The 22,823-nt window shown below is 56.7% G+C and carries 19 protein-coding genes, 1 tRNA gene and 1 pseudogene; 4 read left to right on the forward strand and 17 right to left on the reverse strand.

All coding sequences use genetic code 11. The features are described from left to right. The coding region (locus P0G09_RS00005; RefSeq protein WP_275251636.1) for a DUF4368 domain-containing protein at window positions 1-661 on the forward strand (661 nt) is incomplete at its 5' end. Between the two features lie 65 nt (window positions 662-726). On the opposite strand, the pseudogene P0G09_RS00010 reads toward P0G09_RS00005, so the two are convergent. The 4 genes and pseudogenes from P0G09_RS00010 to P0G09_RS00025 all read right to left on the reverse strand — a co-directional run. Then, window positions 727-849, reverse strand: a pseudogene (locus tag P0G09_RS00010) (AAA family ATPase); the annotation flags it as partial. A 6-nt stretch (window positions 850-855) separates the two neighbouring features. Next, window positions 856-1,785 carry a DUF6017 domain-containing protein gene (locus tag P0G09_RS00015; protein ID WP_002304312.1) on the reverse strand — a complete coding sequence of 310 codons (930 nt, stop codon included), beginning with the start codon at window positions 1,783-1,785 and terminating at the stop codon, window positions 856-858. Next, window positions 1,782-1,985, reverse strand: a complete 204-nt coding sequence (locus P0G09_RS00020) for a hypothetical protein (RefSeq protein ID WP_223385014.1) — start codon at window positions 1,983-1,985, stop codon at window positions 1,782-1,784. The genes P0G09_RS00015 and P0G09_RS00020 overlap by 4 nt, the downstream gene beginning before the upstream one ends. Window positions 1,986-2,554: 569 nt before the next feature. Beyond that, window positions 2,555-2,631, reverse strand: a tRNA-Arg gene (locus P0G09_RS00025). A 524-nt stretch (window positions 2,632-3,155) separates the two neighbouring features. Between P0G09_RS00025 and P0G09_RS00030 the strand changes: the two genes are divergently transcribed. Next, entirely contained in the window at window positions 3,156-4,529 is a 1,374-nt protein-coding gene (locus tag P0G09_RS00030) for a potassium transporter TrkG (RefSeq protein ID WP_242700964.1), read from the forward strand. A 78-nt stretch (window positions 4,530-4,607) separates the two neighbouring features. On the opposite strand, the gene pepT is transcribed toward P0G09_RS00030, so the two are convergent. From pepT to P0G09_RS00070, 8 genes are all read right to left on the reverse strand, one after another. Next, the gene (pepT, locus tag P0G09_RS00035) at window positions 4,608-5,825 is read right to left on the reverse strand and encodes a peptidase T (RefSeq protein ID WP_253493372.1); all 1,218 of its coding nucleotides are present in this window, start codon (window positions 5,823-5,825) and stop codon (window positions 4,608-4,610) included. 160 nt (window positions 5,826-5,985) lie between these two features. After that, window positions 5,986-6,393, reverse strand: coding sequence for an ATP synthase F1 subunit epsilon (atpC, locus tag P0G09_RS00040; protein WP_097770960.1), 408 nt, complete (start codon window positions 6,391-6,393; stop codon window positions 5,986-5,988). Further along, window positions 6,393-7,805 (reverse strand): F0F1 ATP synthase subunit beta, encoded by a 1,413-nt coding sequence (atpD, locus tag P0G09_RS00045; protein ID WP_005933079.1) that lies wholly within the window; start codon window positions 7,803-7,805, stop codon window positions 6,393-6,395. Before atpD ends, atpC begins: the two co-directional genes overlap by 1 nt. Before the next feature lie 185 nt (window positions 7,806-7,990). Continuing rightward, window positions 7,991-8,869, reverse strand: coding sequence for an ATP synthase F1 subunit gamma (atpG, locus tag P0G09_RS00050; RefSeq protein WP_275251637.1), 879 nt, complete (start codon window positions 8,867-8,869; stop codon window positions 7,991-7,993). After that, window positions 8,856-10,610, reverse strand: coding sequence for a F0F1 ATP synthase subunit alpha (atpA, locus tag P0G09_RS00055; protein WP_275251638.1), 1,755 nt, complete (start codon window positions 10,608-10,610; stop codon window positions 8,856-8,858). Before atpA ends, atpG begins: the two co-directional genes overlap by 14 nt. Further along, window positions 10,600-11,091 carry a F0F1 ATP synthase subunit B gene (gene atpF / locus P0G09_RS00060; protein WP_005933084.1) on the reverse strand — a complete coding sequence of 164 codons (492 nt, stop codon included), beginning with the start codon at window positions 11,089-11,091 and terminating at the stop codon, window positions 10,600-10,602. Before atpF ends, atpA begins: the two co-directional genes overlap by 11 nt. A 17-nt stretch (window positions 11,092-11,108) precedes the next feature. Beyond that, window positions 11,109-11,333: an ATP synthase F0 subunit C gene (gene atpE, locus P0G09_RS00065; protein ID WP_005933085.1), complete on the reverse strand. Its 225-nt coding sequence runs from the start codon at window positions 11,331-11,333 to the stop codon at window positions 11,109-11,111. Between the two features lie 37 nt (window positions 11,334-11,370). Further along, window positions 11,371-12,054, reverse strand: coding sequence for a F0F1 ATP synthase subunit A (locus P0G09_RS00070; RefSeq protein ID WP_227612855.1), 684 nt, complete (start codon window positions 12,052-12,054; stop codon window positions 11,371-11,373). A gap of 1,252 nt (window positions 12,055-13,306) precedes the next feature. Here P0G09_RS00070 and P0G09_RS00075 point away from each other — a divergent pair. Both P0G09_RS00075 and P0G09_RS00080 read left to right on the forward strand, forming a co-directional pair. Beyond that, window positions 13,307-13,621, forward strand: coding sequence for a hypothetical protein (locus tag P0G09_RS00075; protein ID WP_005933091.1), 315 nt, complete (start codon window positions 13,307-13,309; stop codon window positions 13,619-13,621). Between the two features lie 85 nt (window positions 13,622-13,706). Next, window positions 13,707-14,009, forward strand: coding sequence for a Dabb family protein (locus P0G09_RS00080; protein ID WP_156059481.1), 303 nt, complete (start codon window positions 13,707-13,709; stop codon window positions 14,007-14,009). 93 nt (window positions 14,010-14,102) lie between these two features. Here the strand turns inward: P0G09_RS00080 and P0G09_RS00085 are convergent, their stop codons facing one another. From P0G09_RS00085 to glgB, 5 genes are all read right to left on the reverse strand, one after another. Continuing rightward, on the reverse strand, window positions 14,103-16,136 hold the full coding sequence (locus P0G09_RS00085; RefSeq protein ID WP_156059480.1) for an ABC transporter substrate-binding protein: 2,034 nt from the start codon (window positions 16,134-16,136) through the stop codon (window positions 14,103-14,105). Window positions 16,137-16,412: 276 nt separating this feature from the next. Then, window positions 16,413-17,672 (reverse strand): 4Fe-4S dicluster domain-containing protein, encoded by a 1,260-nt coding sequence (locus P0G09_RS00090; RefSeq protein WP_275251639.1) that lies wholly within the window; start codon window positions 17,670-17,672, stop codon window positions 16,413-16,415. A gap of 4 nt (window positions 17,673-17,676) precedes the next feature. After that, window positions 17,677-18,657, reverse strand: coding sequence for a trigger factor (gene tig / locus P0G09_RS00095; protein ID WP_275251640.1), 981 nt, complete (start codon window positions 18,655-18,657; stop codon window positions 17,677-17,679). Window positions 18,658-18,674: 17 nt separating this feature from the next. After that, window positions 18,675-20,597 carry a hypothetical protein gene (locus tag P0G09_RS00100; RefSeq protein ID WP_275251641.1) on the reverse strand — a complete coding sequence of 641 codons (1,923 nt, stop codon included), beginning with the start codon at window positions 20,595-20,597 and terminating at the stop codon, window positions 18,675-18,677. Between the two features lie 140 nt (window positions 20,598-20,737). Continuing rightward, entirely contained in the window at window positions 20,738-22,681 is a 1,944-nt protein-coding gene (glgB, locus tag P0G09_RS00105) for a 1,4-alpha-glucan branching protein GlgB (protein WP_275251642.1), read from the reverse strand. Window positions 22,682-22,823 lie beyond the last annotated feature (142 nt).

The raw sequence follows: 22,823 nt of genomic DNA on the forward strand, positions 1-22,823 counted from the left end.
TGACTGCGGTTCTAAGATGCAATATGGTTCGTCCAACAACAGGGACTTCAGTCAAGACTTCTTTGATTGCTCTCTGCACAAGAAGAACGGGAGCAAGTGCAAGGGACACTTCATCCGGGTAAAGGTTCTGGAAGGACGTGTACTGAGTCATGTTCAGCGGGTGACGGACTACATTCTCCGTCATGAAGACTACTTCCGCAAGGTCATGGAGGAGCAGCTTCGGGTGGAAAGCACCGAAAAGCTGACCGTCCTGAAGAAGCAGCTTGCCCGGAATGAGAAGCGGATTGCAGACCTCAAACGGCTGTTCATGAAAATCTACGAGGATAACGCCAGCGGAAAGCTGAGCGATGAACGCTTTGACATGATGAGCCAGAGCTACGATGCCGAACAGAAGCATCTGGAAGAGGAAGCCCTCTCTATCCAGCAGGAAATCGAAGTACAGGAACAGCAGATCGAGAATATTGAGAAGTTCGTCCAGAAAGCGCACAAGTACGTTCATATTGAAGAACTCACCCCTTATGCTCTCCGTGAACTGGTGTCGGCCATCTATGTGGATGCCCCGGATAAGTCCAGCGGAAAGCGGGTGCAGCACATCCATATTAAGTATGATGGGCTGGGGTATATCCCTCTGGATGAACTGGAAGCAAAAGAAAAGGCGTGACCGAAGTCACGCCAAATCTGCCCCATTGCGGGAACTTTTGCAAATACTGTTTTATGGGAACTCTGCTCTACCAGAAGCACCTTTTTTCCTTCAAGAGCCAAGCCAACGCCCAGATTCTCGGTGGTGGTGGTCTTTCCAGTGCCTCCTTTCTGATTGACCACCGCAATGATGGTTGCTTTTTTCGACATTTATCGTCACTCTCCTTCCTCTCGCTTCATTTTCAATTTCTTAAATCCTCCTTCCAAATATCCGTGTGACATATCGTGCCGAACAAGAGCATCGTAGTAGGTGTCTATTGTCGTCGGCGCATTGTATATCGTAGTCAGCATATACTGACGGATATTTCTAATCTTTGTGGTGTTCTCCTTGAAGCAGTCCATAACATATCGAATGTGTTCGGCATTCAGTTTCATAAACCGACTGCGGACAATTTCTGCCGGACGCTCCTCTGCACCAATGCGAATCAACGGTCGCTTCGTGCAAACTGTTTCAACGATCAACTCCAGAATGTTATCCAGCATTTCGGAATCGTAAGGGTAATCCTTCTTCAACAAATCCATACTGAGCTGATCCGAGAAATAATCAAAGTATTCTTGATACCGGTCATTCTCGTCCATCATTCCACCATTTCCGGAAGGAAAGATAGAATCAGTATCACTAAATTCAGTATTTTTAATATCAGTATTATTACATTGTGATTTCGGAAGTTCTTGAGTTGTGATTTCCATTGTTCCAGAATTGTGATTTTCACAATTCAAGAGTTGTGAATCCACAGCAGAGATAAAGTTCTTCACATAGATCAGGTTGGGCTTTCCCAAACCCTGGCGCTTACGTTCAATCAATCCTGCTTTCTTCTCAAGTTCACTGAGCAGCTTGATAGCCTTTTGTTCAGCACAGTTCAGAGCCATCTTCGCTTCGTCGATTGTAAAAATGATATACACTCTACCGTTTTTATCTATCCAACCATTCTTGGCAGACAGGCTCATGCGGTCAAGCAAAATGCCATACAGCATCTTGGCATCGGCAGAAATATTCCAGAACCTCTCGTTCGTGAACAACACCTTCGGAACTCGATAGAATGTGAATAGATCGGATTGCTGACCGTAAAAATAATCAAAACTCACACGGCTTCACCACCTTCTTTCTGCGGAAAACTTTCTGTTGTCAGCGGAATGCTGCGGAAAGTCGTATCCGTCTTTTCGTAAGGACATCGGGCAAAATAGTAGAAGCGGTATTCCTGTTCATACACATCCATATCAACGAAGCCCCACTTCACGCATAACCTTCTTCGTACACCAACCAATGCACGGGTGATCTCGCCCATAGGGACAGCCATCACATTCCGACTTGGGTTTCGGCGGCAAAGAGATTAAGTAGTAGCAATTATTTCTACCCAGACGGCAGCCCTTTCTGCCATTCGTCCAGAAGTAGCAGTAATGACAGTCGCTCGGCTTGTCTGCGGTATAAACAGGCTTGCTCAAATAAAACACCTCCAATCTCTTGTATTTGCCCATGGGTTTGGGCATAAAAAAAGAGCGCCTATCCATCCCCAATGCGGGGCAAATAGACGCTCTATGTACATAACGATATTTAATTTTATCTGCTATAACTGCATGGTATTCAAAACATCCGCCTTTTTTGATTAGCTGGATTTTTGGCACGATTTTGGGGCTGATTAGCAGGAAGGGCATTTTCATTAGCAAGAACAGCCCGTTTTCTGCTAAAAATTAGCTGGCGATTTTGTCTTATAACAACCGTTCGATTCTGGAGGGGTTGTCAAAAATCAAATTTTGGAGTAGAATTTTATCTCATACAGTGAAAGAGCTTTTTCGTAGCTTTTTATATAAGAAAAGCCGAAAACCCTTGAAAACAAAGGCTTTCGGCGTTGTTCACTGGCGTCCATAAGAGGATTTGAACCTCCGACCCCACGCTTAGGAGGCGTGTGCTCTATCCAGCTGAGCTATATGGACGTGTCTGATATATGATTATAGCCCGATCAAAGTCGAACTGCAATCCCTTATTTAGTTTTTTTTGAGGTGGCCGTTGTAACGCAACCTTAGGAGGCGAACCCTCTATCCAGCTGAGGTATAGAGACATATATGTATTATCGTTGATTTTTGACTTTTCTGCACTTTGTATGGAATGCTTTTCACAACGAAGTGACCGACTGCGTTGCAACCGGAACGGTGTTAAACTTGTTGCATCAAAAATTGTTGAGAAAACTTCGATTCCCGGTCTTGCTTTTGATTAGAGCAATCACTTCTGCCCCCAAGGTATCAGGTTGACCGAATTCTTAGGAGGCGAACGCTCTATCCAGCTGAGCTATGAAGACGGATACCATATTATAATACCGCAACTTCCCCACAAAATCAAGTTGAATCGGAAAGAAAAAAGGTGTATCCTATAGGAGAGGTGCTCATGCGCGGCATGGGTGCAGAATGAAGTGCAGGTGCAGCACAGGCGGCCCGGCACAAAAAGGAGCCAACTTATGGGGATGAAACGGAAAAAGAGAGCATCGCGTCGGCGCGGCTGGCTGCTGGGCAGCAGTGCAACGCAGGTCATCTGCATCAGCTTTGTGCTGCTGATCGCGCTGGGAACGTTGCTGCTGACACTGCCCATTTCCAGCCGCAGCGGTCGGCTGGGCGTGGTGGATGCCATGTTCACTGCCACCAGTGCCACCTGTGTGACAGGTCTGGTCGTGCGGGATACCTGGACGCAGTTCACGCCCTTTGGGCAGGCGGTGGTTTTGCTGCTGATCCAGGTGGGCGGTCTGGGCCTGGTGACCCTGACCAGCTTTTTTGCGCTGGCTGCCAAACGCCGGATGGGCTTTAAGGACCTGCGGCTGCTGGGAGAAAGCGTTTCGGCCAGCGGCTACTCGCAGGCCACCGATGTGCTGAAGATCGTGGTCAAGCTGGCGATGACTTTTGAGATCATTGGTATGGTGCTTCTGATGATCGCCTTTGTGCCGCAGTTTGGTGCGGAGGGCATCTGGATCAGTGCATTCACGGCCATCTCGGCGTTCTGCAATGCGGGCTTCGATCTGTTTGGCCGGTTCGGGCAGTATTCCTCGCTGGCTCCCTATGTCAGTAATTATTATGTACAGGCTGTGATCATGTTCCTGATCATGGCAGGCGGTCTGGGCTTTATGGTCTGGGTGGAGATCGGAGAGTGGCGCAAGAAGCGGCACCTGTCTCTCCATGCTCGGATGGTGTTGCTTTTCTCCTGCATCCTGTGGGTGGGCGGCGCCGCCCTCATCGGTCTGATGGAGTGGAACAACCCCAAGAGCATGGGCGGGCTGTCCGTGCCGGGCAAGGTGATGGCGGCCCTGTTCCAGTCGGTGTCAACCCGTACCGCCGGTATGAACACCATCGACCTGGCCGCCTGTGGGCCCATCACTAAGCTGCTGATGAGCGTTCTGCAGTTCATCGGCGCGGCTCCCGGTTCCACCGGCGGCGGTGTGAAGGTGACCACCTTTGCCGTTCTGATCCTGACCATGCGCAGCGTGGCGCAGGGCCGGGACGATTGTGTCATCGGCGGCCACCACATTGAATCCAAGACCGTTTACCGCGCTCTGACCATCATCATGCTGGGCATGGTGGCGGCGCTGGGCTCTGCCGTGGTGGTCTATTACAACACCTCGGATGCTGTAACGGTCATTGACGCGATCTTTGAATCCTGCTCCGCCTTTGGTACCGTGGGCCTTTCGGTGGGTGTAACCAGCCAGCTGAACACCGGGGCCAAGCTGCTGTATATGCTGGTGATGTTCATGGGCCGTGTGGGCCCGGTGTCCTTTGCCATCAGCCTGACCAGCAAACCCGATGACAACAAGCGCAAGATCCTGCCCGTTGGACAAATCAACGTGGGATAAGAAAAAATGGACGGCTCTCGTTTTCGAGAGCCGTCCATTTTTATGTGCAGTCAGCGTGGAAACGTTCCGGGAGCGGAATCATTTGCCGTAGATCTCCACGATATTCAGCAGGATTTCAGTTGCCTTGTCCATGCGTTCTACAGTGGTGCACTCGCACACGCCGTGGAAGTTGAAGCCGCCGGTGCCCAGGTTGGGGCAGGGCAGACCCTTCCAGCTCAGGGTGGCACCATCGGTGCCGCCGCGCACAGGCACTTCCTCGGGGGTCAGACCGGCCTTTTCGATGGCCTTGCGGGCGTTCTCCACCAGATGGAAGTGGGGCTTGATCTTTTCCAGCATGTTGCGGTAGCTGTCCTTGATCTCCACCTCCACGGTGCCGGGGCCGTACTTTCCGTTGAGGTAATCGGCAATGTGGAGGAGGTTATCCTTCTTATACTGCAACTTGTCGGCATCGTGGTCGCGCAGGATGTAGCCCAGCTTTGCGTTGGTCACGTCGCCGTACATCTGGCAGAGGTGGTAGAAGCCCTGACGGCCCTCGGTGGTCTCGGGACGGGCCATGATGGGCAGGGCAGTGTGGAACTCCATGGCCACATTGGAGGCGTTGATCATGGCATCCTTGGCGGAGCCGGGATGCACCGAGAAGCCGTGGATGGTCACGGTGGCGGCAGCTGCGTTGAAGTTCTCATACTCGATGCCGCCCACGTCACCGCCATCAACGGTGTAGGCGAAATCCGCGCCAAAGCCCGGGATATCGAAGAGGGAAGCGCCCTCGCCGATCTCCTCGTCGGGGGTGAAGGCGATGCAGAGCTTGCCATGGGGGCGGCCCTCGGCAAGGAGGATCTCGGCGGCGGTCAGGATCTCTGCCACACCGGCCTTGTCGTCTGCGCCCAGCAGGGTGGTGCCGTCGGTGGTGATCAGAGTCTCACCCTTGAGGTCGGCCAGGAAGGGGAAGGTGGAGACCTTCATCACCATGCCGGTGGCGGGCAGGGTGACATCACGGCCGTCATAATTCTCGTGCAGGATGGGGGAAACACCCTCGCCGGAAGCATCGGGGGCGGTGTCCATGTGGGCAATCAGGCCCAGGGCAGGTTTGTCCTCACAGCCGGGGGTGGCGGGGATGCTGCCGTAGACATAGCAGTGCTCGTCTACCCGGGCATCCTCGATGCCCAGAGCCTTCATCTCTTCCACCAGCTGGCGGGCCAGGTCAAACTCCCGCTCTGCCGAGGGGTGGGTGCCGCTCTCGGGGTCGGAGGTAGTGTAAACGCGGACATAATTCAACAGTCGCTCGTATGCACGCATAAGAATGCTCCTTTGCTTGTATTTGATTCTATGATACGCTTTTCCGCGGCAATTTACAAGAGGGTGCAGCAGGGGGAGCGCAGATCGAAGCGCAGTAAAACAACAAAAACACCGTCAGCCCGTTGTGTCAGGCTGACGGTGTTCTGTTTGAGGGGAGCGTTTAACGCTTGTATTTGGCGGCCGTCTGCAGGCGCTGCATGGCGCGGTCCAGTGCGATCTTGCTCTGGTAGTACTCGTGCATGCTCTGCTTGTGCTGCAGGCGCTCCTCGGCCCGGATGCGGGCAGCCTCGGCGCGGTTGCGGTCGATATCTTCGGGCCGCTCGGCGCTGTCCACCAGCAGCAGGACAAAGGTGGGGGTTACTTCTGCAATGCCGTCGCCCACCAGCACCTCGCGGGTTTCACCGTCCACGGTGAACTTTGCAATGCCCATGTGCAGAGCCACCAGCACGGGGTTGTGCCCGGCCTGCACGCCGTACACGCCGTCGCCGGTGGGCAGGGTCAGGCTCTCGCAGTAGCCCTGATAGAATTCACCGCTGGAAGCCGTGATGTTCAGGATGAACTTTTCCATCAGTTGGCACCGCCCTTTTCCTCCGCCTGTTTGTCTGCGTACTTCTTGCGGGCATCCGCAAGGGTGCCCACGTTGAAGAATGCCCACTCGGGCAGGTCATCGCACTGGCCGTCCACAATGGCGGCAAAGCCCTTGACGGTCTCTGCCAGCGGGACGTACACACCCTTCAGGCCGGTGAAGTTCTCGGCCACTGCAAAGGGCTGGCTGAGGAACTTCTGCAGCTTGCGGGCACGGGTGACGGTGAGCTTGTCCTCTTCGCTCAGCTCGTCCATGCCCAGGATGGCGATGATGTCCTGCAGCTCCTGATAGCGCTGCAGGGTGGCCTGCACCTTGCGGGCCACACGGTAGTGCTCCTCGCCCACGATATCGGCTTCCAGAATGCGAGAGGTGGAAGCCAGCGGATCGACAGCGGGGTAGATGCCCTGCTCCACGATCTTACGGCTCAGAACGGTGGTTGCGTCCAGATGGGCGAAGGTGGTTGCAGGAGCCGGGTCGGTCAGGTCGTCGGCGGGGACGTAGACGGCCTGCACCGAGGTGATGGAGCCGTCGCGGGTGGAGGTGATGCGCTCCTGCAGGGCACCCAGCTCATTGGCCAGGGTAGGCTGATAGCCCACGGCGGAGGGCATCCGGCCCATCAGGGCGGAGACCTCGCTGCCTGCCTGCACGAAACGGAAGATGTTATCGATGAACAGCAGCACGTCCTTGTGGGTCTCCTCACGGAAGTACTCTGCCATGGTCAGGCCTGTCTCGGCGACCCGCATACGGGCTCCGGGAGGCTCGTTCATCTGACCAAAGACCAGCGCGGTCTTGTTCAGAACGCCGGAAGCGTTCATCTCGCCCCAGAGGTCACAGCCCTCACGGGAGCGCTCGCCGACACCGGTGAAGATAGAGTAGCCGCCGTGCTCGGTGGCCACGTTGTGGATCAGCTCCTGGATCAGCACGGTTTTGCCGACACCGGCACCGCCGAACAGGCCGATCTTGCCGCCCTTGGCGTAGGGAGCCAGCAGGTCGATGACCTTGATGCCGGTCTCCAGAATTTCAGTTGCAGGTTTCTGCTCCGCAAAGCTGGGGGCCTTGCGGTGGATGGGCCAGTGGGGCAGATCGTCCACCGGGCCCTTGCCGTCGATGGGGCGGCCCAGCGGGTCGAACATGCGGCCCAGAGTGCCCTCGCCCACAGGGGCATTCAGGCCGTGGCCGGTGGCGGTAACTTCCATCCCCTTGCCCAGACCCTCGCTGGCAGAAAGCATGATGCAGCGCACCGTCGTTTCATCGACGTGCTGCGCCACCTCCATGGTGCGCTCAGTGCCCTCTGCGGTCACAGTCAGCGCTTCCTGCAGGGCAGGCAGCTTGCCCCCGGTGAATTTGACATCCACCACGGGGCCCGCTACTCGAATAATAGTTCCCTGTATCATACAATTGCCTCTTATACTATGTTTCTTGCAAACGCTTCAGCGTCCTCACCCTCTCCGTCATCGCTCACGCGATGCCACCTCCCCCAAAGTGGGAGGCCTTGGCAGTCCGTGCAAACTTCATCTTTATGCCAAGGGCTCTCCCTTTGGGAGAGCTGGACGCGAAGCGGCCTGAGAGGGTGAGCATGTTACTCGTTATTCTGTACCGCCGCCGCGCCGCCGATGATCTCGGTGATCTCCTGGGTGATGGAACCCTGACGGGAGCGGTTGTACTCCAGCTCCAGATCGTGGATCATATCCTTGGCGCTCTTGGTGGCGGAATCCATGGCGGTCATGCGGGCGCTCTGCTCGGCGCAGAAGCTCTCGGTCATGGCACCAAAGATCATGCCGTGCATATAGATGGGGGCCGTCTGCTCGAACACCGTCCAGGCATCCGGGAACATCTCCACCTCGCCGCGGGGGTCGCCCAGACCCTTGGGAGCAGGCGTGAGGTGGGCACGATCCAGCGGCAGCAGGCGTTCCATGACCGGCTCGCTGGTCAGCGCGTTCTGGATCTTGGTGTAGACGATGTAGATCTCGTCCAGTTTGCCGGACTTGAAATCATCGATGGCATCCACCGTGATATCACGGGCGCGCTGCAGGGTGGGAGCCGTGGCACCGTAATGGAAATCCTCCACCAGACGGGAATCCTTGTGGAGCAGGGCACGGTAGCCTACCTGACCGATGACATAGAACCGGTCGTTCTGGTCGGCGTGCTCCCGCAGGAACTTGAGCAGGTTCTGGTTGTAAGCACCGGCCATGCCCTTGTCGGCGGTCAGCACGATGTAGGCCCGCTTGGGGTTCTCCAGATCCCGCTCGTGGAAGAAGGGGTGCTCCGGCTCGTCGGGCAGGTGGGGCACCACGCGGGAGATGGTATCCCGCATCCGGGTGAAGTAGGGCAGAACATTCTGGTAGTTCTGCCGGGCCTTGCGGAGCTTGGAGGAGGAGATCAGGTACATGGCATTCGTGATCTTCATAGTATCCTGAATGCTCTCGATCCGCTCCTTGAGCAGCTTACTGGATGCCATTGCTCTCCCCTCCCGCGAATGCCTTCCACGCGGTCAGGATGGTGTCCACCTGTTCCGGGGTGATCTTGCCCGTGGACGTGATCGCGTCCATGGTGCCGGAAACATCGGCGTGGAACTGGCGCACAAAGGCATTGGTCTTTGCGCGCTGGTCAGCCAGCGGCAGGTCGTCCAGCATCCCGTGGGAAGCCAGGGTCAGCACGACCACCTGCTCGGCATCGGACTTGGGCTGGTACAGCGGCTGCTTGAGCATCTCGGTCAGGGCCTTGCCGTGTTCCAGCTGGCGGCGGGTCTCAGTGTCCAGATCAGAGCTGAACTGGGCAAAGGACTCCATATCCTTGTACTGGGCCAGCTCGATACGCAGGTTGGAATTGGCCTTCTTCATGGCCTTGGTCTGGGCAGCGCCGCCCACACGGGAGACCGACAGGCCGACGTTGACGGCGGGGCGGTTGCCTGCGTTGAACAGGGCGCTTTCCAGGAAGATCTGACCATCGGTGATGGAGATGACGTTGGTGGGGATGTAAGCAGAGACATCGCCCGCCTGGGTCTCAACGATGGGCAGGGCAGTGATGGAACCGCCGCCCAGATCGTCGCGCATCCGGCAGGAGCGCTCCAGCAGACGGGAATGCAGATAGAACACGTCGCCGGGGTAAGCCTCACGGCCGGGAGAGCGGCGGAGCAGCAGGGAGATGGCACGGTAGGCCACCGCATGCTTGGAAAGGTCGTCGTAGACGATCAGGACGCTCTTGCCCTTGGACATGAAATACTCGGCCAGTGCAGTGCCCGCATAGGGTGCGATGTACTGCAGGGGAGCGGAATCGGAAGCCGTGGCAGCCACGATGGTGGTGTAGCTCATGGCACCGTGCTTCTTGAGGTCCTCGGCCACGCGGGCGATGGAGGAAGCCTTCTGGCCGATGGCAACATAGATGCAGAGCACGCCGGTGTCCTTCTGATTCAGGATGGCATCGGTGGCAATGGAGGTCTTGCCGGTCTGGCGGTCGCCGATGATCAGCTCACGCTGGCCGCGGCCGATGGGGAACATGGAGTCGATGGCCAGGATGCCGGTGTGAAGCGGCGTATCCACGCTCTGACGCTCCAGAATGCCGGGGGCCTGCTTCTCGATGGGGTTGTAGCCTTCGGCGTTCACCGGGCCTTTGCCGTCAATGGGCTCGCCCAGCGGGTCGATGACACGGCCCAGGAAACCATCACCCACAGGGATGCCGGCGCGCTTGCCGCTGCGGGTCACCAGAGTGCCCACGCCCACGGTCTCGGCACCGTCGAACAGCATGATGCCCAGCTTGCCCGGGTCCACGCTTTCGACCATGCCCTTGGCACCGTTCTCAAAGGTGACGATCTCGCCGTAAACGGCCTTGTCCATGCCCTCCACCTGCACGATGCCATCGGCAGAGGAGATGACCACGCCGCCCTCGGCAGAGGTCTGGGCGGGCTTGTAATCCTCGATGCGGGTCTTGAGGGTGGCCAGAGAGGGCTTGCCAGCCATCATCTGATCCAGCTGGTGGCGGCCGGAGTTGTCGAATACCCGGTCGCCCACCTGCAGCACATAGCCGGAGAGCAGGCTCTCGTCCACCGAGACATTCAGGATGACCTCAGTGGCATCATAGAGCTTCTTGACCTCGGCCTTGATGCGGGCAATGTCCTCTTCACGGAGCTGATGTGCGGCGCGCAGATCGGCCTTGACGATGCGGTTCTCAGAGAAGAATTCGCGGCTGAACTCAGTTGCCATGCTCAGCACCTGCTTTCTCCAGCAGATCGTCCAGCAAACGGGAATCGTCCTGCTCGGTCAGGTTCCGGCTCAGCAGCTTCTCGCACATAGCGCGGGCCAGTGCGGTGGTCTGTGCGTCGGCTTCGCGCAGCTTGTGCTGGCGCTCTGCCTCAGCAGCGGCCTTGCCCTCGGCTACAATGGCATCGGCCTGTTTCTGGGCCTCGGCCAGCAGCTGCTGCTTTGCAGTTTCGGCCTGCTGCTCGTAAGTCTCGCGGCGGGCAGCAGCCTCGGTGTCCACATTGCGCAGCTTGTCCTGCGCAGCGTTCATGGCCGCAGCGGCCTCCTTTTTGGAGGTCTCGGCGGCATTCAGTGCGTCATCCACCTGTTTCTGACGCTGTGCGATGATCCCCATAACAGGCTTGTACAGGAATTTCCGCAGCAGCAAAAACAGAATCAGAACGTTGACGACTGTATACAGAAGATTCAGATTCAGTGTCAGCATTCGTCATGCCTCCGTTATCAACCCAGGAACAGGATGATCAGCAGTGCAACGACGAAACCGAAAATTGCAGTACCTTCGGCCAGAGCAGCACCCAGCAGCAGGTTGGTCTGGATCTTGCCGGAAGCCTCGGGCTGGCGGGAAATAGCCTCGGTTGCCTTGCCGGTTGCAATGCCGATGCCAATGCCGCCGCCAATACCAGTCAGCGCTGCAATGCCAGCGCCCAGAGCGATAAGTCCGTTCATAATTTTAATCTCCTTTTGATTTGATGATGGAAAGGGTTTACTCTTCGTCTCCCATAGTCTCCTTCATAAACAAAGAGGTAAGGAACACAAAGACGTAGGTCTGGATCAGACCATCGAACAGGTCAAAATACAGGCTGAAGATGGCAGGCACGAACACAGGCACCACCAGCTTGATCAGCTCCATAATGACAAAAGCGCCCAGCACGTTGCCGAACAGTCGCATGCACAGGCTGGTGGGCCGGATGGCTACCTCCAGCACGTTCATGGGGGCCATGATGGGGGTGGGGGCAGCCAGGCTCTTGAGGAAGCCAGCGCCGCCGCGTGCATGGATGCCGGCATACTCGATCAGGCAGATGCTCATCAGAGCAAGGGCCGCTGTGACGTTCAGGTCCTTTGTGGGGGGCTTGATGCCGAACACACCGATCAGGTTGGAGCAGCCGATGTACAGTGCCACGCTCATCAGATAGGGGACATAGCGCTTTCCACTTTCGCCCAGCAGGCCCACAAAGAAATCATTGATCGTAGTAACGACCGTTTCCAGGATGGCCTGCCGCTTGGTGATGTGATCCACCCGCAGATTCCGCGTCAGCAGGATGGAGCCGATGACAAGAAACGCCATGATGCCCCAGCTCACGACCACGGACTCCGGAATGGAAAGCCCGAACACCGTGACCATGTCAACATTCAGCTCTTCTTTCAAAGCAGCAGTCAACGCATTCATTGATTAGCACTCTCTCCTTTCTTAATTTGTGATGGTATCATAGCACGATTTCTGTCGGTTTTACAGCCCTCCACCTAACATTCTACTTTTTGTTATATTCCAATTCTGCTTTGGATGAAAACAGTTGTGCAGATTGCAAAAAGCACAGGGGAGAAACTATGCGATTTGCACAATCTCTTTGCTGATTCTTAGCCATTTGTACCATTTTCTGGCCTTTGGATGAGGTGAAATCGGCATTATTATTCACAGATCTTATAGCGGGCATATCAGATTTATATAGCTGTATGCTCTGTGATGATACCTATTTAACATGCCGGAGCAGTGTCTGCGATGGCCCTGCACGATCTGCGGGGCAGAGCCTTTGCCCAGGGAGGTGGAGCAGTGCACCGGAAAGGGGAAATTCATGTATCCCAGAAATTTGGACTTTTGATGCAAAAGTATGTCTGATTTGTTGTGCACTCTGCGAATAGACAAACTGTGCATCTTCCTGTATAATAAAGCCAGAAACCAGAGAAGTACAGCAGAAGCTCAAATGAGAGCTAACCCCGCTGACTTTAAGCAGAAAGGAGCGAGACCGATGGTTGATATGGAACCCGCACAGTTCGGACAGACTGTCGGGATTCGCTGAGAAGCAAAACAGAGGCTCTCCACAAACGGGATGTTTCCCCCGTATAACAAAACAAATCAAAGAGCCGGTCTTGAGCATCAAAAATGCGAAAACAGTACAGTCTGTCAGAATAAATCCCCTGGCAATTCAAATAGATCCGCCCGAGGTGATCTCCCATGATGAGGACAGTTACACGGATGCACCTGTTTGAATGACCAAAAAGGAGTAACTCCAATGTACTAAGCAATGGAATCCCTGGTAAATCTAACTCGAAAGAATGTGGTAATATGAAATTCATCTTCAGAATCTCGGTACCGCAGTCCAACAGTTAAGAGAAGGGTCAGTCCAATGTACTAGAGTAGTTCATCCCCTTGCATAAAACTCTTCAGTTTCAGGTAGTTTCTAAGGAGAGTCACCCTGTGAAACGCATACTCCGAAAATGAGAGAACCCAAGGAGAAGAGGCTTATGACTCCGAAGAAGTAAGTATCCAGCCGGACGAGGGCTTGCAAACGCCTCGATCCGGCTGGTTTTTTGTTGTGCGGCCGTTGTTTGCGGGCGGGGCCTTCCCTTTTGTAGAGTTGAATTCCGTCCTTGTTTTTTCCATGGCCGTGTGTTATTCTGATAGAAAAGGAGGTGCATTTCCTATGACAGGTTCTGTTCTTTTTACAATCGTACTCACGGTACTGTGGTTTATTACTGGCGTGCGCGACCTGATGGGCAAGGATCCGCTCATTAACCTCCCATTCAACCAGTATAACCGTGACCCTGAATATCGGGCGTTCTGGCAGAAGAAAAATGGCATCTGGGAGTTGGCAAACGGTATTACGTTTGGCCTTTCCAATGTTCTGATCGTGTTCCCAGAGGCCCGCACAGCCCGCACCGTGGTCTTGGTGATTATGGTGATCGTGGATGTCATCTACGTCGTTGCGTATGAATCGTGGGAGCACAGCAACGACTAAAAATAGAGCTCTGCCGTTTCTCAAAAACCAATTGCACCTCCTGCATTTCTCTGCTACAATGGAGAAAACGCAGGAGGTATTTTCTATGGTCAAGCATATCATTCTCTGGCAGCTCAAGGACGAGCTTTCTGCCGCCGAAAAGGCAGAGATCAAGGCGAACATCAAAACCGGGCTGGAGGGCCTGGCAGGGCAGATCCCGGGCCTTGTGGAGGTGCATGTGAACATCAACGGCCTGCCCTCTTCCAACGCAGACCTGATGCTGGATACCACCTTTACCGATGCAGCCGCCCTCAAGGGCTACTCCACCCACCTCGCCCACGTGGCTGTGGCCGATGGCAAGGTGCGCCCCTACACCAAGACCCGTGTCTGCCTGGATTTTGAAGTGTAACTGAACATGCAAAAAGAACACCCCCTCTGCGGCGCAGCTTCAGAAACTGCCGTGCAGAGGGGGTGTATTTTGTGTTATGAGAAGAAGGAACGCTTAGCGAGCGTCACGGTTTGCCTCGTATTCGTCCATGGAGATGTAGTGGTCGAGGACATGGATGCCCTTCAGGCGCTTGTTGGAGAAGCCGATGGAAGCGTACTGGCCCTCCCAGTAGTTCAGGCGGGTCGCCAGATAGGCGGGCACGCTCATGCCGCGCGGAATGACCAGTGCGTTGGTGATGAGCAGAGCCTCGGCATCGGCAAAGGCCTTGTAGCGGGCATCGATGTCATCGGTGATCTGCTTTGCGGCCTCGATGGCGTTCATGTAGGCCATAACAGCATCTGCGGTCTCGCCGGTGATGAAGCCGTCCTCCACGCCGGTGCGCAGGTAAGCATAGCGCATTCCACGGGAATCCTTAGCCTGATAGAACGGGTCAGTCTCGGTCTCGGGGTCGGAGTAGTCAGCGCCCCAGTTGCAGAGCAGGAACTCGAACTTGCCGTTGCGGCGCACAGCAGACAGGAAGCTGTCGGAGGGGCCGGCGGTGATGATGATGTCGATGAAGTCGGTGCCGTCGTTCAGCACACCCTCCAGCTGCTGCTTGAGCACCTGGCACTGCTTGTCCCAGTCGGTGGAGGAGGGGTTGTAGGGCAGCTGCACCTTGATGGGGAAGGTGACCCCCTGTGCGGTCAGCTCCTCAATGGCGGCATCACGGTACTCCTTGGCCTTGGCCTCGTCAAAGAACTCGGTCAGGTCGGCCAGGCCGCCGCACTGGGTGTAGTCCACGCCATCGGTGGTGGCGCAGAAGTTCGGGGGAGTGATGGTGTTCAACTTGTAGCTGTCATAGCCCAGAGGTGCGCTGACAGCCAGCGTAACGGCGTTGTTGATGCCGTACAGGAAGGCCTTGCGGAAATTGGTGTTGTTGATGGCCTTGGCCCAGTTCTCGGGTTCGTATTCTGCATCCACACCCTCAACGTTCCAGTTGGAGAACTCGTGTGCAAAGGGCATGAAGTTGAACATGTAGAAGTAGGTGTAGTTGGTGTTGGGACGATCCATGGAGACCATGTCCTTGGTGGTATCGTCGGCCAGCCAGCTGTCCAGAATATCGGAGCCGATGGTGGCTTCGTCGATCTCGCCGCGCTTGATCATCTCGGGGCCGTTCACGGCAGCCTCGGCATTGTAAATGCGGCTGATGGTGTCGATAAAGACATTGTCCGCATCATAGTTCTCGGGGTTCTTCTTCATGATCCAGGTTTCCAGAGACTCGTAATCAGACAGGTAGAAAGCACCGCAGCTGTACAGGGTCTCGGCGCTGGTGGCATACTGGTCGCCCATCTCGCTCAGCAGGGGGCCGTAAGCGGGCTCATAGGGCAGGTAGCACAGCAGGCTCAGGAAGCCGGGGAAATCGTAAGTCAGGGTGTAGGCCAGGGTGTGGTCATCCACAGCGGTCACGCCCACGGAATCAAAGTCCACGGGGGCGTAGGTGGAAGCGGTGCCGTCTGCTGCGGTCACAGTCACGTTGCCGCTGCCATCGGTGACATAGGTGGTGCCGTCATCGTCCACAGTGCCGTTTTCAGCATTGGTCAGGTAGACGTGATAGTTGTAGTAATCATTCGCACCGGCAATGTAGGCGGTGACCAGGCCCACGTTGGAGGAAGCGTAATCCGGGGTCAGTACATACTGCAGGGCATCCACAAAGTCCTGTGCGGTCACGGGGGCAACGACTTCGCCGTTGTTGTCCACCCAGTTCTCCTCGCGCAGGGTGAAGGTCCAGGTCAGGGTGTCGGCATCCCACTCCCACTTGGTGGCCAGGCCATCGCGCATCACGCCCTTGTTGTCGTACTCGACCAGGGTGTCCACACAGTTTGCACCCACGACCATTTCCAGGTCGGTGGCGGTGGTCAGATAGTTCAGGGTTGCAGGCTGGCTGGAATAAAGCACGGTGTACTTGCTGGTATCCGCACCGGAAGCAGAACCGGAGGAGCTGCCGCCGCTCTTGCCGCCGCAGCTGGACAGCAGACCGGCGGCGCAGGCACCTGCGGCTGCCAGGCCGCTTGCCTTGAGGAACTGACGACGAGAAATAGACTGTTTCATAATGAAATTCCCTCTTTTCTTCGTGTTGAAGTCTGGTTGCCGCCCAAAGCCGACAGGCCCGCTGTTTCCCGGCAGCGGGAAGCAAAAAAGGCGTAACGGAAACACATCCGTTACGCCTTTGTAACTTGTCCTCCCGACCACAGCTGGGTGGTTAAAAAGAATTATAGCATTTTTTTGGAGCTGCGTCAATGGGAAACATGCTCGCCCTCTCAGTCATTGCTCCGCAATGCCAGCTCTCCCAAAGGGAGAGCCTTTGGCAAACTGGGAAAGCAAGTTTTATTCATTTACAGTGGAAGTGACCGGAACGCCAGGGGCTCCCCCTTCGGGGGAGCTGCCGCCGATAGGCGGCTGAGAGGGTGAGGCATTTTTAATTTCTTCTGCCAGCTCCTTTGCAGCTGCCTCCGCGGCCTTTTTGGCCTCGCGCTCGGCCTGACGCTCCTTGGCGCGGGCCACAGCCTCCTCCTGACGCTTTTTGGAGCGCAGCTTGATGCGGCAGACAGAACAGATGCCGTCCGCACAGTTGGGCGCAATGGGCTTGCCGCATTCCTTGCAGAGGGTCTTGGTGCACTTGTAGACACTGACAGGGCCAAGGCTGGTGAGCTGGCGCAGCTTCAGGCCGTCCAGACCGCCGTTGGAGCAGGCGGCAACGCAGACCCCGCACTCGCTGCACTTCCACGGCGTGATCACCGCGCGGGTCTGGCCGTCGGGCAGGTCCTCAAACTTGATGGCACCGCTGCGGCAGCTCTTCTCACACCGGCCGCAGGCAAAGCACTTCTGGGTGAAGTTGGGCAGGTGGTAGCCATAGCGCAGGGGCGTTTCGGACACTGCCTTGAGCTGCTTGGTGTACTGGTGGAGCAGCAGCCGGAAATCCTGGCTGCTCTCGTCCTCGCTGCGCAGGCCGGGCAGCATCCGCAGCAGCTGCTTGGTGCCCTTTTTGGAGCCGGAGGTCACCTGCTCCATCATCTCACGGCGGGAATATTCCTTGACGTGGAAGGGGGCATCGTCCAGCTCGTATGCCAGCGTGAACCGGGCCTCGAACAGGGGCTGGCCGAAAAACTCCACCAGCCGGGTCAGAACGGCACGCAGATGCTCGGCGCAGACATCGTTCTCGCACTCGCCGCAGGGGGTCAGATCGAGGACGATCTTCTTGTTCAGGGCAAGGTAGGCCAGCGCTTCCCACGAATAGGCCGAGACGCAGGTGCGCACCACAGTGTTCTTGCGGGTGGATTTTTCGCAGCCGATCCAGATGGTGTCGCCATCGCTGTCGGCAGGGGAGATGTCCCGCTGCACTTGCTCCGGCGAGGGGGCAATGCAGCCCGACCGGCAGGCCGAGACGCACAGGCCGCAGTCGGTGCAGGGATCCCAGTCCTTGACGAGGTTGGGGCGGGTGAAGATCTCATCGCCATAGGGGCAGATGTCCTTGCAGGCTGTGCAGGGGGTGCGGTGGGGGTGCAGGTTCCAGCACTGCTTGCGGTTCACTTCGGGGTGGGTGGTCTTCATCAGCGCATCCATGGCGTAGCGCGTAAAGATACTCATAGGATCACTCCTTTTCGGGGTCCATCACCGTGGTGATGTCGGCGTTGTCCAGCAGGAAGCGCTGGACTTTCTGTGCAACCAGTGCGGCGGCAAGGGTGTCCGGGCTCAGCACCCGGCGGATATCGGCCTCCGGGGTGTCCTGCAGCTGGGACAGGCGGCGGTACTCGTTGTTGACCTCCAGCGTGCTCACGGTGATGTTCTCGGCTTCAGCAATGGAGCGGGAGGCCAGCATGGAGCGCAGGTTCCGCTCGGCAGCGTCACGGTAGCCTGCCCGCAGGGCGGCAGCGGTGGTGTGGCTGTTCTTGCAGTGCTTTTCCAGGGTGATGTTGCTGCGGGAGAGCCGCTGCTCCAGCATCCGCATCTCGTTGTCGGCGGTGCGGTCCAGCATGGCCTCGGGCAGATCCACGGTCAGGTTAGCACCGACCTTTGCCAGCAGCTCCTGCCCGGCGGCGCGGTCGGCGGCATCTTCGTGGATCTTCCGCTTTTTGGCCCGCACGGCCTCGCGCATGGCGGCAAGGTCTGCATAGCCCTGTGCCCGGGCAAATTCCTCGTTCAGCTCCGGGGTGGTCTTTTCGGCCACGGAGTGCAGCTTGATCTCAAACTGTGCGGTCTTGCCGGAGAGCTCCTCCACCCGGAACTGCTCCGGGTAAGTGAAATCGAAGCGGAAGGTCTCGCCAGCGGTGTGGCCGTAGATGGCATCTTCGGCGGCGGGCATCAGCTTGCCGTCCCCCAGAACCACCATCACCTTTTCCATCCGGCTGTCGGGGATCTCCTCCCCGTCCATGAAGCCGACAAAATCCAGCAGGACCCGGCTGCCGCGCTTGGCGGGGGCGGTGGAGTTGTGGTAGACGGAGCGCATCCGGGTCTGGTGGACCATCTCCTGGTCAATGGTCTTTTCGGAAAGCGGCCGCACATGGCGGGTGAAAGCCAGCCCCTTGTACTGACCTAATTTTACTTCTGGTAGATTTTTTGCGTTGTTGGACATATCGTTTTACTCTCCTTTTATAAACCATGAACAGCCAGCCAGTTTTCCACAACAGAGGAAAACATTTCTGGGTATTTGGCGTTTTCAGCATCAAATTCATGGAGATAGGTCTCCACTTCCTCACGTGTCACGGGAGTGGTGCGTTCCCAGATCGTGAACACCGTGCCGTTGCCCATATCGAAGGTCGCAACTTGCTGGTGGGTAGTCTCTCTCAGCTGAAGAAAAACGGCGTTGAACCGGTGGCCCAGTTCCGTGTCCGGAGCCAGTGAGAGGGGGAACGGGTCTGCAGTTACCACATATCTGGCATCAAAGAAACCGGTGGGGAAATAGTGGGTGCCCGGCACCGAGAAGCTGTCCGGCAACTTGCCGTCCAGTGCATGGTTGGGCAGGTCACAGTTCCGCAGATGGCCGGGATTGTAGAGCATGTCATCCGGAATCATATAGGCGACCTCACCCTCCCCCAGATGTTCAACCAGCCATTGTGCCATGGCCTGGATCTGCGGTTTGTCCTTGCGGTCATAGGTCAACTCGTCCAGCCGCTGATACTCAGCAAGGTCTGCCGGGTGGAACGCATGGATAACGAACTCTGGCAAGGCCATGACAGTGAGCGGGGAGCACCGCACCGACACGGCGAACAACAGTGTAAAGACCCAGAAACAAAGCTTTGGTATTTTGAAATGCTCGATACTCTCTGCCAGACCCGCCGCACCGCAGAGAAACAGAATGATATAGGCGGGCACGTACAGCAGCATCTGATGGGAGCCGGAATTCTGCACTCGGGTAAATAAGAGCATACTGAGCATCAGCTCACACAGCGCCAACACAGGCAGGCTGGGCTTTTTCCGCTTGACGCAGAGCCACAAACCAAACAGGATCAAAATAAGGTTCAGCAGGCCGGTGCGCATGGCATGATAATAGAGCTCTACTGCAATGCCGCCGACATTATAGTACGAATAGCGGTCGGAGTAGTTAAAAGCCAGGATCTTGCTGACCATGGGCCAGAGCAGGACCACCATTGCTGCCATGGCGCAGACACCAAACAGGATGAGGTTGCGTACTCGGCGCAGGGCAAGGCCCTTTTGGCCCTGTTTTGCGAGCTTTGCACTGCTTACAAAAAGCAGAAGCGCATAAGAAAAATAATAGCCCACCACAAAATATAAGTACCAGCGGCGGCTCAGGATAAGCGCGGCCGTTGCCAGGAAGATGAGCACGAACCGCCCCGGCTCCAGCTTTTCAAAACGGTAGTCCAATGTGAGGAGCAGAATGGCAAAAGCGAAGATCAGACCGAACCAGTCCGGCTGTGCCAGCATAGCGCTCATTCGCAGGAACGGATAGGTCAGCACCCAGGAAAAGCCGATGATAAAATACCAGAACTTATTCTTGACCTCCAGAATCTGCCCGATTTTGATCGTGAGACCAGCCAGCATCAGCATAAGGCTGGGGAGCACACAGAAAACCTGCGCAAAAGCGTAGCTGTCACCCGTTTTTGCGGTGAGGCAGAACGGGAACTCAGTGAACAGAGTGATGAAATTGGTGTAGTCTTCAGAAAATGTGCTTATGATGTACTTAAAACCGGCCACCGGACCCAGCGCAAAAGCCGCTTCGGTATTGAACTGCTTCTGAATGTAGTTCACATAATCCCAGGCGTAGATGAACTGCCGCCGCCCCAGCGCCCAATAGAAGTAGAGCACAGCTCCGGCCCAGAAGGTGATAATGGCTGCGCGGTGGAAGAAGTCCAGCTCCACACCGGCAGTGTGCAGCACCCACAGCGCGCCGTAGAACAGCACACAGCTGCACCACAGGCTCACCAGCGGGAAGAATGCCGCCGCGGTGGGGAACAGCAGACCCACCAGCACCAGCAGGAGTGCTCCAGCACCCAGCCCGATGCCGCCCTTTGCCCAGGGTGAAAGGGTCTTCTTTTCAGAAAGTATCGTTGACATTGTACATGCTCCTCGGTTTTGAACCACAATATTACAGCTTACAGTATAATGATTCCGGGCGGCACAGGCAAGAGGGCAGGCCCCCGGAAGATAAAATATCCCGCCTGCATTTCAGCAGACGGGATATTTTGAATGCGATATTACTTTTTGGAATTCTGCTTTGCCGCGATGGTGGCCTTGCGCTTCTGGGCGGCGGCCTTGCGGGCAGAGGCCTGTGCGGCTTCCGGGTGGGGAGCCTCCGGCGTGATGCGGTACATCCGGCTGCCCATGGCGGGCAGATCCACGCTCAGGGTGTAGTCCCGGCCGTACACGCCGCCATCGGTGGTGTGCAGGTGTCTGGTGCGGCTGCGGTCCGCGCCGTTCCAGCAGGCAGCCTCGCTGTTCAGCAGCTCATCGGCGGCGCAGGGGTACTGGAAGTAGAGCGGGAACTTTTTGTGGGCGGTATTCTGGGTATTCATCACACAGAGGATGGTCTGGCCCGCGCCCTTCCGCAGCCAGGCGTACACACCTTCGTCCCGGCTCTCACAGGCGATCCACTCAAAGCAGTTCGGGTTGTATTCGCCATCGTAGAGGGCGGGTTCAGTGGCATACAGGCGGCCCAGCTCGGCAAAATATTTCTGGAAGCTGTCGTGGAAGGGATACTTCATCAGGCCCCAGTCCAGCTCCTTTTTCTCATCCCACTCCCGGAAATGCCCCAGTTCATTGCCCATAAAGTTCAGCTTTTTGCCCGGGTGGGTGTACATGTAGAAGTAAAGGGTGCGCAGCTGGGCGCATTTTTCCTCGTAGGTGCCCCACAGCTTATCAATGATGGTCTTTTTGCCGTGCACCACCTCGTCGTGGCTGAGTGCCAGCAGATACAGCTCGTTGTAGAAATACTGCATACTGAAGGTCAGCTTGTGGTAGACATCGGGCCGCTCACCAAAGGGTGTGGCAAAATAATCCAGTGTGTCGTGCATCCAGCCCATGTCCCACTTGTAATCGAAACCGATGCCGTCGTAGCGGGTGGGGGCGGTGACCTTGAGGAAGTTGGTGGAGTCCTCGGCGGTGTAGATGCCGGTGGGCCAGCGCTCGTTCAGGCCGTGGTTCAGGTTTCGCAGGAAGGTAACAGCGCCCTCGTTCACGCCGCGGTTGGGGTCGCCCTGCCAATAAAGGGCACGGGAGATGGCATCCATCCGGATGCCATCGCAGTGGTAGACATCCATCCAGAGGGCAGCGGCGCTGTTCAGAAAGCTGCACACCTCCCGGCGGTAATAGTTGAAGTTGCAGGTGCCCCACTCGCTGTGGCCCACATCGCTGTCGTACTCGTAGAGGTGGGTGCCGTCAAAGTTGGCGAGCGCGTCGCCGTTGGCGGCAAAGTGGACGGGCACAAAGTCCATGATGACACCAATGCCCATCCGGTGGCAGGCGTTGACAAAGGCCGCAAAGTCGGCGGGGTCGCCGTAGCGGCTGGTGACAGAGAAGTAACCGGTGGTCTGGTAGCCCCAGCTGCCGTCAAAGGGATGCTCTGCCAGCGGCAGCAGCTCCACATGGGTGAAGCGGTGATCCAGCAGCCAGGGGATCAGCTCCCGGGCCAGCTCCCGGTAATTGTACCAGCCGTCCGAGCCGTCCTCGCGGGTGGCGTTGGGCTTGTGCTTCCAGCTGCCTGCATGGAGTTCGTAGATGTTCACGGGCAGGTTGCGGCACTTGTCCCGACGCTCCATCCAGCTGGAATCGTCAAAGGCAAAGTCCATCCGGGCCAGCCTGCTGGCCGTGCCGGGTCGCAGCTCGGTGGAAAAGGCGTAGGGGTCAGCCCGCATCACGGTGCTGCCATCCTTGCCGTGGATGCGGTATTTGTACAGCTCTCCCTCGGCAAGGCCGGGCACAAAGCCGCTCCACACGCCGGTGTCGGCCTTCTGCATGGGAACGCCCGGCCCCCAGCCGTCAAAGCCGCCGCAGATCTCCACAGCCACGGCCCCCGGGGCCCACACGGCAAACCGCCAGCCCTCCTGCCCAAAGTCATCCCGGCAGGGGTGCGCGCCCAGCACACGGTAGGCATCAAAGCATTCGCCCGCAAAGAACGAGCGGTCGATGGTGGGAAAATTCATGCAGATTTCTCCTTTTCTCAACGGGATACACCCGGTCATATTTACCAATAATTTTTGATCAAAATCGTCACACTTGCTGATTTTAACGGAGACTATGCAGAAAATTTATCAAACATCCACACAATTGGCGGAGTTTGTGGTA

It is taken from the genome of Faecalibacterium sp. DFI.5.82, assembly GCF_029076575.1.
Taxonomy (GTDB): Bacteria; Bacillota; Clostridia; order Oscillospirales; family Ruminococcaceae; genus Faecalibacterium; species Faecalibacterium duncaniae.

What these genes read in the sequence shown, in the direction of transcription:
- P0G09_RS00020 (WP_223385014.1), bottom strand. Translation starts at nt 1,985, where the DNA reads ATGGGCGAGATCACCCGTGCATTGGTTGGTGTACGAAGAAGGTTATGC.
- P0G09_RS00030 (WP_242700964.1), top strand. Translation starts at nt 3,156, where the DNA reads ATGAAACGGAAAAAGAGAGCATCGCGTCGGCGCGGCTGGCTGCTGGGC.
- pepT (WP_253493372.1), bottom strand. Translation starts at nt 5,825, where the DNA reads ATGCGTGCATACGAGCGACTGTTGAATTATGTCCGCGTTTACACTACC.
- atpC (WP_097770960.1), bottom strand. Translation starts at nt 6,393, where the DNA reads ATGGAAAAGTTCATCCTGAACATCACGGCTTCCAGCGGTGAATTCTAT.
- atpD (WP_005933079.1), bottom strand. Translation starts at nt 7,805, where the DNA reads ATGATACAGGGAACTATTATTCGAGTAGCGGGCCCCGTGGTGGATGTC.
- atpG (WP_275251637.1), bottom strand. Translation starts at nt 8,869, where the DNA reads ATGGCATCCAGTAAGCTGCTCAAGGAGCGGATCGAGAGCATTCAGGAT.
- atpA (WP_275251638.1), bottom strand. Translation starts at nt 10,610, where the DNA reads ATGGCAACTGAGTTCAGCCGCGAATTCTTCTCTGAGAACCGCATCGTC.
- atpF (WP_005933084.1), bottom strand. Translation starts at nt 11,091, where the DNA reads ATGCTGACACTGAATCTGAATCTTCTGTATACAGTCGTCAACGTTCTG.
- atpE (WP_005933085.1), bottom strand. Translation starts at nt 11,333, where the DNA reads ATGAACGGACTTATCGCTCTGGGCGCTGGCATTGCAGCGCTGACTGGT.
- P0G09_RS00070 (WP_227612855.1), bottom strand. Translation starts at nt 12,054, where the DNA reads ATGAATGCGTTGACTGCTGCTTTGAAAGAAGAGCTGAATGTTGACATG.
- P0G09_RS00075 (WP_005933091.1), top strand. Translation starts at nt 13,307, where the DNA reads ATGACAGGTTCTGTTCTTTTTACAATCGTACTCACGGTACTGTGGTTT.
- P0G09_RS00080 (WP_156059481.1), top strand. Translation starts at nt 13,707, where the DNA reads ATGGTCAAGCATATCATTCTCTGGCAGCTCAAGGACGAGCTTTCTGCC.
- P0G09_RS00085 (WP_156059480.1), bottom strand. Translation starts at nt 16,136, where the DNA reads ATGAAACAGTCTATTTCTCGTCGTCAGTTCCTCAAGGCAAGCGGCCTG.
- P0G09_RS00090 (WP_275251639.1), bottom strand. Translation starts at nt 17,672, where the DNA reads ATGAGTATCTTTACGCGCTACGCCATGGATGCGCTGATGAAGACCACC.
- tig (WP_275251640.1), bottom strand. Translation starts at nt 18,657, where the DNA reads ATGTCCAACAACGCAAAAAATCTACCAGAAGTAAAATTAGGTCAGTAC.
- P0G09_RS00100 (WP_275251641.1), bottom strand. Translation starts at nt 20,597, where the DNA reads ATGTCAACGATACTTTCTGAAAAGAAGACCCTTTCACCCTGGGCAAAG.
- glgB (WP_275251642.1), bottom strand. Translation starts at nt 22,681, where the DNA reads ATGAATTTTCCCACCATCGACCGCTCGTTCTTTGCGGGCGAATGCTTT.